Origin of the sequence: Amycolatopsis endophytica (assembly GCF_013410405.1) — a bacterium.
GTDB classification, from domain to species: Bacteria; Actinomycetota; Actinomycetes; order Mycobacteriales; family Pseudonocardiaceae; genus Amycolatopsis_E; species Amycolatopsis_E endophytica.
Genome location: NZ_JACCFK010000001.1, coordinates 4,849,232 through 4,865,708, shown reverse-complemented (window position 1 = coordinate 4,865,708; position 16,477 = coordinate 4,849,232). Strand labels below are relative to the sequence as shown.

At 71.4% G+C, this 16,477-nt stretch carries 16 protein-coding genes; 8 read left to right on the top strand and 8 right to left on the bottom strand.

Going from position 1 to position 16,477, the window contains the following annotated elements; all coding sequences use genetic code 11:
* Window positions 1-3: 3 nt before the first annotated feature.
* The 6 genes from HNR02_RS23970 to HNR02_RS23945 all read left to right on the top strand — a co-directional run bounded on the left by HNR02_RS23970 (window position 4) and on the right by HNR02_RS23945 (window position 6,036).
* Window positions 4-1,191, top strand: a complete 1,188-nt coding sequence (locus tag HNR02_RS23970) for a CaiB/BaiF CoA transferase family protein (RefSeq protein ID WP_179775363.1) — start codon at window positions 4-6, stop codon at window positions 1,189-1,191.
* Entirely contained in the window at window positions 1,188-2,009 is an 822-nt protein-coding gene (locus HNR02_RS23965; RefSeq protein ID WP_179775362.1) for an HpcH/HpaI aldolase/citrate lyase family protein, read from the top strand. The genes HNR02_RS23970 and HNR02_RS23965 overlap by 4 nt, the downstream gene beginning before the upstream one ends.
* Window positions 2,010-2,051: 42 nt before the next feature.
* The gene (locus tag HNR02_RS23960; protein ID WP_179775361.1) at window positions 2,052-3,398 is read left to right on the top strand and encodes a TRAP transporter large permease subunit; all 1,347 of its coding nucleotides are present in this window, start codon (window positions 2,052-2,054) and stop codon (window positions 3,396-3,398) included.
* A gap of 25 nt (window positions 3,399-3,423) precedes the next feature.
* Window positions 3,424-3,696 (top strand): hypothetical protein, encoded by a 273-nt coding sequence (locus HNR02_RS23955; RefSeq protein ID WP_179775360.1) that lies wholly within the window; start codon window positions 3,424-3,426, stop codon window positions 3,694-3,696.
* A gap of 7 nt (window positions 3,697-3,703) precedes the next feature.
* Complete coding sequence (locus HNR02_RS23950) at window positions 3,704-4,411, top strand: alpha/beta fold hydrolase (protein ID WP_179775359.1); 708 nt, start codon at window positions 3,704-3,706, stop codon at window positions 4,409-4,411.
* Window positions 4,412-4,530: 119 nt separating this feature from the next.
* A complete protein-coding gene (locus HNR02_RS23945; RefSeq protein ID WP_179775358.1) occupies window positions 4,531-6,036 on the top strand; it encodes an amino acid permease in 1,506 nt (501 codons plus the stop codon).
* 4 nt (window positions 6,037-6,040) lie between these two features.
* On the opposite strand, the gene pntB is transcribed toward HNR02_RS23945, so the two are convergent.
* The 8 genes from pntB to HNR02_RS23905 all read right to left on the bottom strand — a co-directional run bounded on the left by pntB (window position 6,041) and on the right by HNR02_RS23905 (window position 13,981).
* Window positions 6,041-7,492, bottom strand: a complete 1,452-nt coding sequence (pntB, locus tag HNR02_RS23940) for a Re/Si-specific NAD(P)(+) transhydrogenase subunit beta (RefSeq protein ID WP_179775357.1) — start codon at window positions 7,490-7,492, stop codon at window positions 6,041-6,043.
* Between the two features lie 22 nt (window positions 7,493-7,514).
* The gene (locus tag HNR02_RS23935) at window positions 7,515-9,041 is read right to left on the bottom strand and encodes a Re/Si-specific NAD(P)(+) transhydrogenase subunit alpha (RefSeq protein ID WP_179775356.1); all 1,527 of its coding nucleotides are present in this window, start codon (window positions 9,039-9,041) and stop codon (window positions 7,515-7,517) included.
* Between the two features lie 158 nt (window positions 9,042-9,199).
* Entirely contained in the window at window positions 9,200-10,411 is a 1,212-nt protein-coding gene (locus HNR02_RS23930) for a hypothetical protein (RefSeq protein WP_179775355.1), read from the bottom strand.
* 98 nt (window positions 10,412-10,509) lie between these two features.
* Entirely contained in the window at window positions 10,510-11,169 is a 660-nt protein-coding gene (locus HNR02_RS23925) for an alpha/beta fold hydrolase (protein ID WP_179775354.1), read from the bottom strand.
* A gap of 2 nt (window positions 11,170-11,171) precedes the next feature.
* Window positions 11,172-11,498, bottom strand: a complete 327-nt coding sequence (locus HNR02_RS23920; protein WP_179775353.1) for a biotin/lipoyl-containing protein — start codon at window positions 11,496-11,498, stop codon at window positions 11,172-11,174.
* A complete protein-coding gene (locus HNR02_RS23915; protein WP_179775352.1) occupies window positions 11,491-12,480 on the bottom strand; it encodes an alpha-ketoacid dehydrogenase subunit beta in 990 nt (329 codons plus the stop codon). The genes HNR02_RS23920 and HNR02_RS23915 overlap by 8 nt, the downstream gene beginning before the upstream one ends.
* A complete protein-coding gene (locus tag HNR02_RS23910) occupies window positions 12,473-13,444 on the bottom strand; it encodes a thiamine pyrophosphate-dependent enzyme (protein WP_246338625.1) in 972 nt (323 codons plus the stop codon). The genes HNR02_RS23915 and HNR02_RS23910 overlap by 8 nt, the downstream gene beginning before the upstream one ends.
* Window positions 13,445-13,558: 114 nt before the next feature.
* Complete coding sequence (locus HNR02_RS23905) at window positions 13,559-13,981, bottom strand: MarR family winged helix-turn-helix transcriptional regulator (RefSeq protein WP_179775351.1); 423 nt, start codon at window positions 13,979-13,981, stop codon at window positions 13,559-13,561.
* A gap of 74 nt (window positions 13,982-14,055) precedes the next feature.
* Between HNR02_RS23905 and HNR02_RS23900 the strand changes: the two genes are divergently transcribed.
* Both HNR02_RS23900 and HNR02_RS23895 read left to right on the top strand, forming a co-directional pair.
* Window positions 14,056-14,934 (top strand): amidohydrolase family protein, encoded by an 879-nt coding sequence (locus tag HNR02_RS23900; protein ID WP_179775350.1) that lies wholly within the window; start codon window positions 14,056-14,058, stop codon window positions 14,932-14,934.
* Window positions 14,927-16,450 carry an acyl-CoA synthetase gene (locus HNR02_RS23895; RefSeq protein WP_179775349.1) on the top strand — a complete coding sequence of 508 codons (1,524 nt, stop codon included), beginning with the start codon at window positions 14,927-14,929 and terminating at the stop codon, window positions 16,448-16,450. The genes HNR02_RS23900 and HNR02_RS23895 overlap by 8 nt, the downstream gene beginning before the upstream one ends.
* The last annotated feature ends 27 nt before the right edge of the window (window positions 16,451-16,477 follow it).

Below are 16,477 nucleotides of genomic sequence, written 5' to 3'. Positions count from 1 at the left end.
CTCATGAGCCCACTGTCGTCGCTGCGCGTCGTCGATGCCGCCACCCTCTTCGCCGGACCGTCGGCCGCCGCGATGCTCGGGGACTTCGGCGCCGACGTGATCAAGATCGAACATCCGGAGCGGGGCGATCCGGCACGCGGGCACGGACCGGCCGCCGACGGCGTCGGGCTCTGGTGGAAGTCCCTGTCCCGCAACAAACGCGCCGCCGCCGTCGATCTGTCCACACCGGAGGGTCAGCGGGTCCTGCGTGAGCTCGCCGCCCGCACCGACGTGCTGATCGAGAACTTCCGGCCGGGCACGCTGGAACGGTGGGGCCTGGGACCCGGCGAGCTACGGGAGATCAACCCGCGCCTGATCGTGGCGCGCATGACCGGGTTCGGCCAGTCCGGCCCGATGGCCCACCGGCCCGGGTTCGGCACGCTCGCCGAGGCGATGAGCGGCTTCGCCTCCTCCACCGGGGAACCGGACGGTCCGCCGGTCCTCCCGCCGCTCGCGCTGGCCGACGGCATCGCCGGGCTGGCGATGGCCTACGCCGTCATGCTGGCCCTGCAGGCCCGCGAGCAGACCGGGCGCGGGCAGGTCATCGACATGGCCATCATCGAACCCATCGTGGGCCTGCTCGGACCGCAGGTCACCGCGTACCGCAAACTCGGTGTCCTGCCGCGGCGCACGGGGAACCGCTCCAACAGCAACGCTCCCCGCAACACCTACCGCACCCGCGACGGACGCTGGGTCGCGGTCTCGACCAGCGCGCAGTCCATCGCCGAACGCGTCATGCGGCTGGTGGGCCGTCCCGAGCTGATCGGCGAACCGTGGTTCGCCACCGGACAGGGCCGCGTCGCCCACGTCGAGGAACTGGACTCCGCCGTCGCGCGGTGGATCGCCGAGCGCGACAGCGACGAGGTCATCGCCGCCTTCGAGGAGGCCGAGGCCGCGATCGCGCTCGTCTACGACGCCTCCGACATCGTCGAAGACCCGCAGTACCAGGCGCTGCGGACGTTCCTGGACCTGCCGGACGAGGAACTCGGCGAGGTCACGCTGCAGAACGTGCAGTTCCGCCTGTCCGACACCCCGGGCCGGATCCGCTGGCCGGGACCGGCCAAGGGCAGGCACACCGACGAGGTCCTCGGCGAACTCGGCTACGACGCCGCCCGGATCGCCGGTCTGCGCGAAGCCGGGGTGGTCGCGTGAGCACCCCGCTGACCTGGCTCTACGTGCCCGGCGACCGGCCGGAACGCTTCGCCAAGGCCGCGGCGAGCGGCGCCGACGTCGTGATCGCCGACCTGGAGGACGCCGTCGCCCCGGCCGACAAGGACAGCGCGCGGGCCGCCGTCGCCGACTACCTCGCCGCGCGTCCCGGCGGGCCGCCCGTCCACGTCCGCATCAACGACGGCGACCGGGGGCGCGCCGATCTGGCGGCCCTCGCCGGACTGCCGGGACTGTCCGGCGTGCGGGTGCCCAAGGTCGAATCCGCCGCCGGACTCGACACGATCACCGCGGACCTGCCCGACCACCTGCGGGTGCACACGCTGATCGAGTCGGCCCGCGGAATCGCCGCGCTCGACGAGATCGCCGCCCACCCGCGGGTCGCCGGGATCGGCCTCGGGGAACAGGATCTGGTCTCGGCGCTGGCGATCACCGCTCCCGCGGCGCTGGACCACTTGCGGCTGCGGGCGGTGCTCGCCGCCGCGGCCGCGGGTCTGCCCGCGCCCGCGATGTCGGTGTTCGCCAACGTCCGGGACGAGGCGGGCCTGCTCGCCGGCACCCGGCACGGACGCGAGCTGGGGATGTTCGGCCGGTCGGTCATCCACCCGCGCCAGGTCCCCGTGGTGCGCGAGGCGTTCGCGCCGACCGGCGAGGAGGTCGAGCGGGCCCGCGAGATCGTGCGGGCGGCCGACGCCACCGGCGCGCGGGGCGCCCTGGCCCTGCCGGACGGGACGTTCGTCGACCAGCCGATCGTCGACCGCGCCCGCCGCGTCCTCGACCTGGCCGCGCGCCTGAGCGGCTGACCCCTCCCCACTTTCACGCCCTCCGATACGAAGGAGTACGACATGGGCGTCGCCGTCTGGGCGCTGATCACCTACATCGCGGTCATCGTGGTGTGGAACGCGGTTCTGAAACGCAACATCGGCGAAGCGATGGTCCTCGGCTTCGTCGTGGTCTGCCTCTTCGGCGGCACCGACGTCCTGTCACTGGTCGCGGCGGGCATCGGTGACGCGGCGACGGAGGAGGTCGTGTTCGCCGCGCTCGCGTTCGTGTTCATGGGCTCCCTGCTCACCGAACTCGGCCTGATCGACCGCCAGGTCACGCTGCTCAACGCCCTGTTCGGACGGGTGCGCGGCGGCGCGGGGTACGTCTCGACCGCGGCGGCGGCGCTGCTCGGCGGCGCGGCGGGATCCGGATCGGGCATCGCGGCCTCGGTCGGCTCCGTGACCATCCCGTGGATGACGCGCTCGAAGTGGCGCCCGGACCTGGCGGCCAGCCTCGTCGCGGGCAACGCCGGGCTCGGGATCTCCATCCCGCCCAGCTCGTCGCTGTTCCTGCTCCTCGGCTCGGCGGCGGTGGCTCCCGTGCTCACCGCCGACCAGATGCTCGTCGGCGCGTTCGCCGGCGGGCTGTGGACCGTGCTCTACCGCTTCCTGGTGGTGTTCATCTGGGTGCGGCGGCACAAGATCGACCGGGTCGCCGCGGACAGCATCCTGCCGTTGCGCACCGCGTGGCGGCAGGGCTGGACCTCGCTGCTGGTCTACCTCGGCATCGCGATCCCGGTGTTCCTCACCATCGACACCGGCCAGCGCCTGCTGGAGCGCTGGATCGGCGAGGACGCGGCAGGCGAGATCAGCATCGTCGTCTGGATCCCGGTGCTGATGATCCTCGGTACGCTGCTGGTGGCGTGGAAGCGCGTGCCCCGCACCGGGCGTGAGTGGAACAAGCTGCTGGGCGCGATGGCGCCGAAGTACGCGGTCATCGGCGCCACGCTGTTCTTCGCGTTCGCCGCCGCGGCCAGTCTCGGTGAGCTGGGGCTCGTCGGGGAACTGTCCTCGATCATGGACCGGATCGACGCACCCGCGGTCGTGATCGCGGCGCTGGTGGGCCTGTTGATCGTCGTGATCTCCGCGCCGCTGACCGGAACCGCGACGATCGCCGCCGTCGGCGGGGTCAGCTTCAGCGCACTGGTCGCCGCGGGCGTGCCGCCCGTCGCGGCGGCCGTGGCCATCCTGATCTTCGCCTCCACCGAGGGCGCGTCCCCGCCCGGTGCCGCGCCGATCTACATCGCCAGCGGCATCGCCGGGGTGAACCCGGCCCGGATGTTCGTGCGGCTCATCCTGTGGTTCGTGCTGCCCGTCCTGGTCATCGGGGTCCTGGTCGCGGTCGGCGTCCTCCCCCTCTTCGGCTGATCCCCTCTTCGCACTGGAGCACACCATGCCCGAACACACCGAAACGACCGACGGCGCCGTCCGGGGCCTGCTCAAGCGGGTGACCATGCCGGTCTTCAAGACCGGGCTGGTCGTCTTCCTCGCGCTCGGTATCATCCTGGTCCTCGTGCAGGCCGCCGGGATCCTGTCCGGCGACGGCGCGCTCGTCGAGGATGTCGTCGGCGTGCTCGGCATCCCGATGACCGCGGCCGCCGCCGTGACCGGGCTGGTCGGGTTCGTCATGTCCTACCTGCACCGCTGGTCCGGCGGCGAGGACTGACGGCAGGATGGGGGTCGTGCCGATCCTCGTCGCCCTCCCCGGAACCCTGTGCAGCCCGCGTGTCTTCGACCGGCTCGCCGCCGGTGTGGCGGGCACGGTCGACGTGGACGCCGTCGACTGGATGGGCGGGCCGGGGCCGTGGCGGATCGGCGACGTCGCGGACTTCGTGGCCGCCCGGATCGAGCAGCGGCACGGCGGGCCGGTGCTCGTCGCCGGGCACTCGACCGGTGGCGCGATCGCGCTCGCGCTGGCCGCCGCCCGGCCGGATCTGGTTTCGGGACTGCTGCTGGCCAACACCGGCGCGCACATGCGCGGACACGGCGACGTCGACCGCATCCTGGGCACCATCGCGAACGGATGGGGCCCGCGGCTGCACGCCGCGGTGCTGGACCGCTCGTTCGCCGAACCGGTCCCGGCGGAGGTCCGGGACGTGCTGCTCGCCTACGCCGCGGGAGTACCGCGGGCCGCGGCACTGGAAGTGCTGCGCAGCCAGCGGGACGAGGACCTGACCCCGCTCCTGCCGGGAATCACGTGCCCTGTCACGCTTCTGCACGGCGTGCACGACCGCGCCCGCACGGTCGCCGACGCCGAGACGATCGCGGCGGGCCTGCCGGACTGCGATCTGCGCACCCTCCACACCGGACACACCCCGGTCTGGGAGGACGCGCCCGCGACCGCCGACGCGGTGCGCGACCTGCTCGCCAGGACCGGCTGAGCCCGCAACCGCGGGCTCTGTTTCCCTGGCGGCCGGGATCGCGTCTTGCGGCTTCCACCGGCCGCAACTACCTTCGGTGAACGCGCTTTCACCGCTCGAGCCGATCACCGAGGTGACCCGTGGACGAGGACAGCACGCGCCTGCACCAGCTCGGCTACGCCCAGGAACTCCGGCGGACGATGTCGGCGTTTTCCAACTTCGCCGTCTCCTTCACCATCATCTCCATCCTCTCCGGCTGCCTCACGCTCTACGGGTTCGGACTCGACACCGGCGGGCCCGCGGCGATGATCTGGGGGTGGCCACTGGTCGGGGTGTTCGTGATCCTCGTCGGGCTCGGTATGGCGGAGGTGTGCTCCAGCTACCCGACCGCGGGCGGGCTCTACTACTGGGCCGCGAAACTCGCCCCGCCGCGCACGGCCGCGGCGTGGTCGTGGTTCACCGGCTGGTTCAACCTCATCGGACAGGTCGCGGTGACGGCGGGCATCGACTTCGGCGCCGCGCTGTTCCTCAACGCGTTCCTGGACCTGCAGTTCGGGTTCAGCGCGACGCCGGGTCACACGATCCTGCTGCTCGCGATCATCCTGGCCGTGCACGGGCTGCTGAACACCTTCGGAGTGCGGCTGGTGGCCATCCTGAACAACGTCAGCGTGTGGTGGCACCTCATCGGCGTGCTGGTGATCGTCGGTGTGCTCGTGTTCGTGCCCGGCAGGCACCAGCCGGCGTCGTTCGTCTTCGGCCACTTCGTGAACAACACCGGCTGGGGTTTCGCGCCGTACGTGTTCGCGCTCGGGCTGCTGGTCGCGCAGTACACGCTCACCGGTTACGACGCTTCGGCGCACATGACGGAGGAGACGAAGAACGCGGCGAAGGCGGGCCCGCGCGGCATCGTCGGCTCGATCCTGGTTTCGCTCGTCGCGGGCTGGATCCTGCTGCTCGGGCTGACCTTCGCGATCCAGGACTACGACGGCGCCGTGAACTCGGCGACCGGCGTGCCGCCCGCGCAGATCTTCATCGATGCGGCGGGCGCGACCACCGGCAAGTTCCTGTTGCTGATCGCGATCGGCGCGCAGTTGTTCTGCGGGATGGCGTCGGTGACGGCGAACTCGCGGATGATCTACGCCTTCGCCCGCGACGGCGCCGTGCCCGGTGCCCGGTTGTGGCACCGGATCAACAAGCGCACCCGCACGCCGACGAACTCGGTGTGGCTGGCCGCGGCGGGCGCGCTGATTCTCGCGCTGCCCTACCTGTGGAGCGCGACCGCCTACGCCGCGGTCACCTCGATCGCGACCGTCGGGCTCTACGTCGCCTACGTCATCCCGGTGTTCCTGCGCGTCCGCAGGGGCGAGGCGTTCGAGCGGGGCCCCTGGCATCTCGGGCGGTGGGGCCGCCCGGTGGGCATCGTCGCGACGGCGTGGGTGGTGGTGATCTTCGTGTTGTTCATGCTGCCCCAGGCCGCTCCGGTCACGGTGGACACGTTCAACTACACGCCGATCGCGTTCCTCGTCGTCCTCGGCGGCGCCGCGGTGTGGTGGTTCGCCTCGGCGCGCAGGTGGTTCACCGGCCCGAAGGTGCAGGGCACGACAGCCGAACTCGAAGCCGTCGAAGCAGACCTGCGCGCCGTCTGAGCCGTCAGCGGGCTCCCGCGCGGGCGGGAACACCGGCGGGCAGCGCGTGCACCAGGTCCTCCACCCGTTCCTTCGCGTCGCCGAACAGCATCGCCGTGTTGTCGCGGAAGAAGAGCGGGTTCTGCACGCCCGCGTAGCCCGAGGACATCGACCGCTTGAACACGATGACGTTCTTCGCCTCCCACACGGTCAGCACCGGCATGCCGGCGATCGGCGAGCCGGGGTCCTCGGCGGCGGCCGGGTTGACCGTGTCGTTGGCGCCGATGACGAGGACGACGTCGGTGTCGGCGAAGTCGTCGTTGATCTCGTCCATCTCCAGCACGATGTCGTAGGGCACCTTCGCCTCGGCCAGCAGCACGTTCATGTGCCCGGGCAGCCGACCGGCGACCGGGTGGATGCCGAACCGGACTTCGACGCCGCGCTCACGCAGTTTCCGGGTCAGCTCCGCGACGCCGTGCTGCGCCTGCGCGACCGCCATCCCGTAGCCGGGCGTGATGATCACGCTGCTCGCGTCGGCGAGGAGTTCGGCCACGCCGTCCGCGGTGATCTCCCGGTGCTCGCCGTAGTCGGTGTCCTCGGACGGACCTGCTTCGATTCCGAAACCACCCGCGATGACGGAGATGAACGACCGGTTCATCGCCTTGCACATGATGTAGGACAGATAGGCACCGGAGGAGCCCACCAGCGCGCCGGTGACGATCAGGAGATTGTTCTCCAGCAGGAATCCCGACGCGGCCGCGGCCCAGCCGGAGTAGCTGTTGAGCATCGACACCACGACCGGCATGTCGCCACCGCCGATGGACGCCACGAGGTGCCAGCCCAGCGCGAGCGCCACCACGGTCACCGCGATCAGCAGCCACAGCTGCGGGTCGATCACGAACCACACCGTCAGCACCACGAACGCCGCCAGCGCGCCCAGGTTGAGGAAGTTCTTGCCCGGCAACATGAGCGGCTTGGAGTCGATCCGCGCGGACAGCTTGAGGAACGCCACGATCGACCCGGTGAAGGTGACCGCGCCGATGAACACGCCGATGAACACCTCGGCGGAGTGGATGCCGCTCAGCCCGAGCGCCGCCAGCGCCTGGGCTTCGGCCCCGTCCGGATGGGCTTCGACCTCCTGGTAACCGTTCCAGCCCACCAGTACCGCGGCGAGACCGACGAAGGAGTGCAGCAGCGCGATCAGCTCGGGCATGCCGGTCATCTGCACCACGCGGGCGCGCTGCAGGCCGACGGCCGCGCCCAGCACCATCGCCACCACCAGCAGCACGATGCCGAGCGCGGAGATGTCGCGGTGCACGGCCAGCGCGATGGTCGCGGCCAGCGCGATCACCATGCCGGCGATGCCGAACCCGTTGCCGGTCTTGGCCGTCTCGTGCTTGGACAGGCCCGCCAGCGCCAGGATGAACAAGAGGGCGGCCACCAGGTAGGCGGCCTGCGCGATCGAGTCGAGGTTCATGACCGTGTCTCCTGACCGGGGCTCAGCTGCGGGAGAACATCGACAGCATCCGCCGCGTGACGGCGAACCCACCGAAGACGTTGATGGAGGCCAGCAGGATCGCGGCGAAGGACACCCAGGTGACCACCGCGTTGCCGTGACCCACCTGCAACAGCGCGCCCACCACGATGATCCCGGAGATCGCGTTCGTCACCGACATCAGCGGCGTGTGCAGCGCGTGGTGCACGTTGCCGATGACGTAGTAGCCGATGACCACGGCCAGCGCGAACACCGTCAGGTGTCCCTGCAACGCCGGCGGTGACACGGCGACCAGCAGGAACAGCAGCGCGCCGACCACCGCGGTCAGGCCGAGCCGGGCGAGCGGCGACATCTTCTTCTCCGGCTCCGGCTCCTTCACCGCCTTGGCCGGAGCGGCTTTCGCCGGAGCCGCCGACACCTGCGCCGGGGGAGGCGGCCACAGCAGCTCGCCCTCACGCACCACGGTCATCGAGCGGATGACCACGTCGTCGAGGTCGAACACCGGGGTGCCGTCCTTGGCCGGGGTCACCAGCTTCATCAGGTTGACCAGGTTCGTGCCGTACAGCTGGGAGGACTGGGTCGGCAGCCGCCCGGCCAGGTCGGTGTAGCCGAGGATGGTCACGCCGTTGCCGGTCGTGACCGCCTTGCCCGCCACGGTGCCTTCGACGTTGCCGCCGTTGGCCGCGGCCATGTCGACGATGACGCTGCCCGCCCGCATCGAGGCGACCATTTCGGCACTGATGATCTTCGGTGCGGGCTTGCCCGGGATCAGCGCCGTGGTGACGATGATGTCGACGTCGCGGCACTGGTCGGTGTAGAGCTGCTTTTCGCGGGCCTTGTAGTCGTCGTCCATCTCCTTGGCGTAGCCGGTCGCGGAGACTTCGGCGTCGGCCTGCTCGATGGACAGGTACTCCCCGCCCAGTGAGGCGACCTGGTCGGCGACCTCGGGCCGCGGGTCGGTCGCCCGGACCACCGCTCCGAGCGACCCCGCCGCGCCGATCGCCGCGAGCCCGGCCACCCCGGCACCCACCACCAGTACCTTGGCCGGCGGCACCTTGCCCGCGGCGGTCACCTGCCCGGTGAAGAACCGGCCGAAGGTGTGCGCGGCCTCCACCACCGCGCGGTAGCCCGCGATGTTGGCCATCGAGGAGAGCACGTCCAGCGACTGCGCCCGCGAGATCCGCGGCACCGCGTCCATCGCCATCGCCGTGATCGGACGCTGTGCCAGATCGTCGACCAGATCGGAGTTCAGGGCCGGGGACAGCAGGCTGATCAGCGTCGCGCCCGGCTTCATGGCGTCGAGCTGGTCGGCGCTCGGCGCGTTGACGCCCAGGACGATGTCGGCCCGCACCGCCTCACCGGTGGACGCCCCGGCCTCGGTGTACGCCTCGTCGGAGAAACTCGCCGCCACGCCGGCGCCCGGGTCCACCACGACCTCGTACCCCAGTTTCAGCAACTGGGCGACCGTCGTGGGTGTCGCGGCCACCCGGGTCTCCCCCGGTACGGCCTCCTTCAGCACTCCGACCAGCATCGCATCTCCTCGTCCACGTTCCGGCGACGCCTTCATAGCACCGGGGCCATCGGTTCGCCTGTGACCCCGGCCACCACGCCATCCTGCCGCGTGGCGTCAGACGCCACCACTGTGGCATTCGTAGCGTTGAACGCCACCAATGCCGCAGTGGGGAAGAGTCAGCGCTTGAGGAACTTGAGGCTGTTGGTGAGGGAGTCCGACCAGGGGGAGGCGAGGTCGAGGCGGCGCAGTTCGTCGGCGTGCTGGACCGCGGCCAGCTCCGCCATCAGCCGCGCCCGCATCCGGTCGTCGTGCGCCGCGTTGGCCGAACGCAGCGCACGGTCGAGGCGGGTCTTGCGGAACGGCGTGAACCAGGACGCGCGGGCCAGATGCGCGGCGCGGCGCGCGGCGCGGTCGCGGGTGCGGGCCAGCGCGTCGCGCTCGTCGTCGCCCAGGCCGAGCCGGGACAGAAAGCGCTCTTTCAGCTCGCGGCTGACGCGGGCCCACGTGGTGATGCGCTGGCGCGAGTGACGCAGTTCGATACCCAGCGCCAGGTGCAGCATGACGACGCCGAGCACCGGGCCCAGCGTGACCCGCGCGAGACCGGACACCGGGCCGGCCAGGTCGAAAGCCATGTAGCCGGACGCGGCGCACAGCGCCCACAGGATCAGCCGGGCCGGACCGGGCTTGCCGCTCGGGCTGCGGATCTCGGCGCGCATCGCGAAACCGCACGCGATCAGGGCGACCTCGACCACGGCGAACATCGCGGCCCGCTCGTAGATGTTCGAGATGCCGAGCTTGTCGCCGAAGAACCGCCACGAGGTGTCCACCGACACCAGCAGCGACATGAACGCGACGAGGTAGAAGCCGCGCGAGCCCGCGGGCGAGGACTGCTTGCCGGTGGCCCCGGCGTCCTCGTCCTTCACGGGCGGCTCGGCGGCGGCCTTCTCCGGCTCGGCCGCGGGCTCCGGTTTGACCTCGACGGTGGCCGCGGGCTTGACCTCGGGCTTGGCCTCGGCCTCGGGCGCGACCTCGGGGAGCGTGACGGTGGCGGAGTCCCCGGCGGTGTCCTTGTCGGCGTCGCGGCGGGCGTCGAGTTCGCTCAGCATCTCGACGGACAGCCGCGGCAGGTCACCGGTGTCGCCCATCCCGCGCTCCTCGCGCCACTTGTCGACGATCTTGCCCACGGACGACCGCTCGCGCTTGGGGTTGGTCACCACGCCGTAGGTCAACAGGAAGGCCAGGACGTCCGACGTGGACGGCTGCACCAGGGCCTCGCAGGCGTAACGGACCTTCTCTTCCATGGTTTTCAACATGACCAGGCGGGCGGCGTGGGCCGCGCTGCTGAGGACACCCGCTGAAGCAGCCTGCTGGTCGCTCTCGGTTTCCATGTAGTTGTCCTTGTGAAGTTCTCGGCGGTGGGGATCGCGATCATAGCGAGTGCCCCAACCGACCGGGTGACGGCCCTTGACCCGGCGTGCCGGGACCGCTACTTCGCGGCGCGCGCCGCGTCCAGGAAGTCGAGCGCGGCCTGCTTGAAGATCCGGCTGGACACCGCCGTCAGGTGGTTGCGCCGCGGGACCGGCACGAACGGCACGCCCAGCGCGGCCGCGAACTCCGGGGCGTCCGCGGCGATCTCGTCGGCCTCACCGGCGGCCAGCAGGACCGGGCACGGCGCCTCGCCCGTGAGACGGCTCCCGGACACGGCCTCGATGCAGGCGTCCAGCCCCTCACCGGCCAAGCCGTCCCGCACCCGGCGCAGGTCGTCGCCCTCGACGGGGCGGCCGCCGATTCCGCCGAGCACCATCCGGCGGATCCGGCCGGGCGCGAGGCGGGCCAGCTCCCACCCGATCACCCCGCCCATCGAGTAGGTCACCACATCCACCGTCGACATCCCGGCCGCATCGAGCACCGCGAGCACGTCCCGAGCCTGCTCGGTGGGTGCGAACCCGGACGCGGCCCGGTCGCTGTGCCCGTGTCCGCGCAGGTCCACCAGCAGGTGACCGCGCTCGCCGAGAGCGCGGACCCACCCGGTGGCGGCCCAGGTGCGTGCCGAATCCGAGGCGAACCCGTGGATCAGCAGCACCGGCCGCGGGCCCGGCCGGTGGTCGTGGAACAGCTTCGTGCCGTCGGCGGCGGTGGCGAACACGGTCAGTCCTCCGGCAGCGACAGACGGACCCGGCGCGCGGGCTCGCGCTCCTCGCGCGGCACCGTGCCGACGATCCCGGCCTGGTCGTCGTCGACGGTGAAGGTGACCAGCGGGTCGCCGACGGCCAGTTCCTCGTCCTCCCGGACGTGCAGCCGGGCCACGCGCCCGGACTGCGGCGACGGGATCTCCACCGCCGCCTTCGTGGTCTCCACTTCCACCAGCGGGGTGTTGCGCTCGACCCAGTCGCCCTCGGCGACGAGCCAGTCCAGCACCTTCGCGCCGATCAGGCCCTCGCCGAGATCGGGCAGGGGGAAGGTCACTTCAGCCACGGCGGTACTCCAAGGTGGTCTGCACAGCGGTCAGGATGCGGTCGATGCCGGGCAGGTACTCGTCCTCCAGCGCGCCGGACGGGTACGGGACGTCGTAGCCGGTGACGCGCTGCACGGGCGCACGCAACTCGCCGAAGCAGCGTTCGGTCACCAGCGCCGACACCTCCGCCCCCAGCCCCGCGGTCAGCGGCGCCTCGTGGACGACCACCGCGCGCCGGGTCCGGGCCACCGACGCGGCGAGCCCGTCGGCGTCGATCGGTTTGAGCCAGCGCAGGTCCAGCACCTCCAGCTCGACACCGTCCTCGGCGGCCAGCTCCGCCGCCCGCAGGCACCGCGACACCATCGCGCCCCAGGCGACCAGCGTCGCGTGCTTGCCGGGACGCACCACCCGGCTGGTGCCCACCGGCATCTCCGGAACGGGCGCCGCCGGATCGAACTCCTCGCGGTGCCAGTACCGGGACTTGGGTTCCAGGAAGATCACCGGGTCCGGATCGGCGATCGCCCGCCGCAGCAGGTGGTAGCCCTGCGACGGCGACGACGGCGACACCACCTTCAACCCCGGCACGTGCGCGAACAGCGCCTCCAGGCTCTCGCCGTGGTGTTCGGGCGCCTTGATGCCCCCGAAGCTGGGCAGCCGCAGCGTGACCGGCATCGGCAGCACCCCGCGGCTGCGGTAGTGCATGCGGGCGACCTGGTTGACGATCTGGTCGATCGCCGGGTAGGCGAACCCGTCGAACTGGATCTCCGGCACCGGCCGCCAGCCCGCCATCGCCAGACCGACCGCCATGCCCATGATCCCGGACTCGGCCAGTGGCGTGTCGAACACGCGCCGCTCACCGAACTTGGCCTGCAGCCCGTCGGTCACCCGGAACACGCCGCCGAGCACACCGACGTCCTGACCGAAGACCAGCACCCGGTCGTCGTCCTCGCACGCGTGGCACAGGGCCAGGTTGAGGGCCTGCTGGAGGGAGAACTCAGGCACCGGCGGTCTCCTTCCAGGCGCGCTGCTGCTCCAGCAACGCGTGCGTGGGTTCGCGGTAGACGTGGATGAACAGTTCCTCGCCGGGCCGCTCGTGCAGTGTCAGCAGGCCCTCGCGCACGCGGGCGACGACCTCGGCGGCGTGCTCCTCCGCGGCGGCGACGTCCTCGGCGCTCAAGGTCGCGGCGGCGCGGGCCAGCGGATCCTTGTCCAGCCACGCGCGCTCGTCCTCCAGTGCGCGGTACCGTCCGGGATCGTCCGAAGTGGAGTGCGGCCCGAGACGGTAGGTCATCGCCTCGATCACGCTCGGCCCCGCACCGGCGCGCGCCCGGTCCAGCGCCCGCCGCGTCGCCTCGAACACGGCCACGACGTCGTTGCCGTCGACCCGCTCCCCCGCCATGCCGTAGCCCGCGGCACGCGCGGCGACCGACCCGCCCGCCACCTGGCGTTCGGTCGGCAGGGAAATCGCCCAGCCGTTGTTCTGGCAGAAGAACACCACCGGCAGCCGGTACACCCCGGCGAAGTTCATCGCCTCGTGGATGTCGCCCTGCGAGCTGGCGCCGTCGCCGAACCAGCTGATCGCCACACCGCCGGTGTCGTCCAGCTTCGCCCCCATCGCCCACCCGACCGCGTGCGTGACCGGACCGCCGACCACGGCGTTGAACGGGGCCAGCCGGGAGACCTTCGCGTCGTAGAGACCGCCGTGCCACACATTGAGGTGCGTGCAGAGGTAGGCGACGAGGTCGACGCCCATCGCGACCGCCGCGCCGAGATCGCGGTAGTTCGGGAACGCGAAGTCGCGGGCCGGATCGAGCGCGGCGGCGCTGCCGACCTGAGCGGCCTCCTGCCCCTTCGACGGCGCGTACGCGGGGATCGCCCCCTGCCGTTGCAGGGCGATGGCCTCCTCGTCGAGCCGCCGGGCCACCAGCATCAGGCGGTGCAGCGCGCGGACATCAGCTGTGTGCATGGCAGGAAGCCTGCACAACGGGATCCGCGGTGGGCAACAGTCGCGTCCCCGGCTGCTCATCCTGCGCGATCTGGGCGCCCGATGTCCGGTTCGGCTGGGCACTTTGTCCAGCGGTTACGGCGCGAGCACCACCCGCCGCAGCAGCACCCGCAGCGTTTCCCGCTCCGCCGCGCTCAGCGCGTGCAGGGATTCGCGCAGCGCGGCGGCGGCGTGCCCGGCCGCCTCTTCCCGGGCCATGCGGCCCTTCTCGGTGGCCACGATGAGCTTGGTCCGGCGGTCGGCGGGGCTGGACCGGCGTTCGAGGAGCCCGGAGGCGGTGAGTTCGTCGACGAGCTGCACGATCTGGCTCGGGTCCAGACCGAGGATCCGGGCGAGGTCGCGCTGCGAAACGCCGCCCCGTGCGTCGCACGCGAGGACCAGCACGGAGTACTGCCGGACGCGGAGCCCGTCCGCCGCCAGCGCGGCGTTGGTGCCGCGGACGACGAGCCCGCTGGCCCGCGAGAGCAGGAACCCGAGGTCGTCGGTCAGCACTGGCATTCGTGGTCTCCCTCAATCGTTGACAACCTCAATCATATCTGCCTAGTGTCACCACCGGAAGCGAGGGAGGCCCGATGACGAACCTCGACCTGGACGCGCTCGTCGCGATCGACGTCCACACCCACGTGCACGCCGACGACCACGGTCATCTCACGATGGACGACGAACTGCTCGACGCCGCCGCCCGGTATTTCAAGGGAGAGGCGCCGCAGCCGACGGTCGCCGACATCGCCGAGCACTACCGGGCGCTGAAGATGGCCGCCGTCGTGTTCACCGTCGACACCGAGATGGCCACCGGCCACCGTCCGGTCTCCAACGAGGAGATCGCCGACGCGGCCGCCCAGTTCCCGGACACGCTCATCCCGTTCGGCTCGATCGACCCCGCCCGGGGACTGTCGGGTGTGCGGGCGGCGCGGCGGCTGGTGGAGGACCACGGGGTGCGGGGGTTCAAGTTCCACCCCTCGATCCAGGCGTTCGAACCCAACGACCGCCGCGTCTATCCGCTCTACGAGGAGTTCCAGAGCCTGGGCGTGCCCGCGTTGTTCCACACCGGACAGACCGGGATCGGCGCGGGGCTGCCCGGCGGGCGCGGCATCAAGCTGCGGTACTCGGACCCGATGCTGGTCGACGACGTGGCCGCCGACTTCCCCGATCTGACGATCATCCTGGCGCACCCGTCGGTGCCGTGGGCCGACTCGTCGATCTCCATCGCCACCCACAAGGCCAACGTCTACGTCGACCTGTCCGGCTGGTCGCCCAAGTACTTCCCGCCTCAGCTGGTTCGCGCCGCGAACACGCTGCTCAAGCACAAGGTACTGTTCGGCTCCGACTTCCCGCTCATCACCCCGCAACGCTGGCTGCGCGATTTCGACACGCTCGACATCCGCGACGAGGTCCGCCCGCTGATCATGAAGGAGAACGCGATCCGCGCCCTCGGGCTGCGCGATGCGTAAAGCGGGTCTGGGTTCGTGGCCCGAGCGGCGGCGCGCGATGTCCCCGGGGCGGGACGCGCTCTGGTTCGAGGGACGGACCACCTCGCACGGTGAGTTCGCGCTTCGCGTCCGCCGCGCGGCCTCCGCGCTGGCCGGTCTCGGCGCCGGTCCCGGCGACCGGGTGGCGTGGACCGGCGGGAACCACCCCTCCGCGCTGGAAACCCTGTACGCGTGCGGGCAGCTCGGCGCGATCTGGGTTCCGGTGAACGCGCGACTGACCGCACCCGAGGTGTCCGCCGTGCTCGGGGACTCCGGCGCCTCGGTCGTCGTGCACGGACGCGACCACGGCCCGCTCGCCGACGCGCTGCGGCAGCCCGGAGTGCGGTGGGTCGCCGCGGAGCCCCCGGTGACCGGTGGCTCGGAATCGTTGCCCTACGAGGAACTGCTCGCCGCGGCGCAGCCGGACACGCGGGACGTTCCGGTGGAGCTGGACGACCCGTGCCTGATCATGTACACCTCCGGCACCACCGGGAAACCCAAGGGCGCCGTGCTCACCCACGGCAACATGACGTGGAACGCGGTCAACCAGCTCCTCGGTTTCGACTTCACCCAGCACGAACGCACCCTGGCCCTCGCGCCGCTGTTCCACATCGGCGGCCTCAACGGCACGGTGAACCCGACGCTGCTGCGCGGCGGGTGCGCGGTGATCGTGCGTGGCTTCGACGCCGCGGAAACGCTGCGGGTGATCGAGGAACAGCGGATCAACTCGTTCTTCGCCGTGCCCACGATGCTCGACGCGATGGCCCGCGAGCCGGGTTTCCACAGCCGGGATCTGTCCGCGCTGCGCACCATCGGCGCCGCCGGTGCGCCGGTTCCCCTGCCGACGTTGCGCACCTGGCTCGACCGGGGCGTGACGATGCAGCAGGCGTACGGAATGACCGAAGCCGCACCGGGGTGCACGGTGCTCGACTCGGCGGACGCCGAACGGAAGGCCGGTTCCGCCGGGAAAGCGGTGTTCTTCACGAGCGTGCGGGTCGTGCGCCCGGACGGCGACGACGCGGACGTCGACGAGGTCGGCGAAGTGATCGTCCGCGGCCCCAACGTCATGGCGGGCTACTGGAACGACCCCGCCCGCACGGCCGAGGTGCTCGCCGACGGCTGGTACCGCACGGGCGACGCGGGTTCGCTGGACGCCGAGGGCTACCTCTTCATCCGGGACCGCTACCGGGACATGTTCATCTCCGGCGGGGAGAACGTCTACCCCGCGGAAGTGGAGTCCGCCCTGCTCGCGCTGCCGGAGGTGATGGAGGCCGCGGTGATCGGCGTTCCGGACGAGCGGTGGGGCGAGGTGGGACTGGCCTTCGTCGTCGCCGGGTCCGAAGTGGACGCCGGGGCGCTGCGGGCACGGTTGCGGGAACGGCTCGCCGGGTTCAAGGTGCCGCGGCAGTTCCGGTTCGTGGACGAGCTGCCGAAGACCGCGACGGGCAAGGTCCGCAAACCCGCGCTGCGCGCCCTGGCCGGGGTTCCGCGGGAGTAGCCGAGCCGGGTTCGTGGGACGCTGTGC

Coding starts and splice junctions, on each gene's coding strand:
- HNR02_RS23960 (WP_179775361.1), top strand. CDS start 2,052: ATGGGCGTCGCCGTCTGGGCGCTGATCACCTACATCGCGGTCATCGTG.
- HNR02_RS23895 (WP_179775349.1), top strand. CDS start 14,927: ATGCGTAAAGCGGGTCTGGGTTCGTGGCCCGAGCGGCGGCGCGCGATG.
- HNR02_RS23950 (WP_179775359.1), top strand. CDS start 3,704: ATGGGGGTCGTGCCGATCCTCGTCGCCCTCCCCGGAACCCTGTGCAGC.
- HNR02_RS23910 (WP_246338625.1), bottom strand. CDS start 13,444: ATGCACACAGCTGATGTCCGCGCGCTGCACCGCCTGATGCTGGTGGCC.
- HNR02_RS23930 (WP_179775355.1), bottom strand. CDS start 10,411: ATGGAAACCGAGAGCGACCAGCAGGCTGCTTCAGCGGGTGTCCTCAGC.
- HNR02_RS23970 (WP_179775363.1), top strand. CDS start 4: ATGAGCCCACTGTCGTCGCTGCGCGTCGTCGATGCCGCCACCCTCTTC.
- HNR02_RS23955 (WP_179775360.1), top strand. CDS start 3,424: ATGCCCGAACACACCGAAACGACCGACGGCGCCGTCCGGGGCCTGCTC.
- HNR02_RS23935 (WP_179775356.1), bottom strand. CDS start 9,041: ATGCTGGTCGGAGTGCTGAAGGAGGCCGTACCGGGGGAGACCCGGGTG.
- HNR02_RS23905 (WP_179775351.1), bottom strand. CDS start 13,981: ATGCCAGTGCTGACCGACGACCTCGGGTTCCTGCTCTCGCGGGCCAGC.
- HNR02_RS23900 (WP_179775350.1), top strand. CDS start 14,056: ATGACGAACCTCGACCTGGACGCGCTCGTCGCGATCGACGTCCACACC.
- pntB (WP_179775357.1), bottom strand. CDS start 7,492: ATGAACCTCGACTCGATCGCGCAGGCCGCCTACCTGGTGGCCGCCCTC.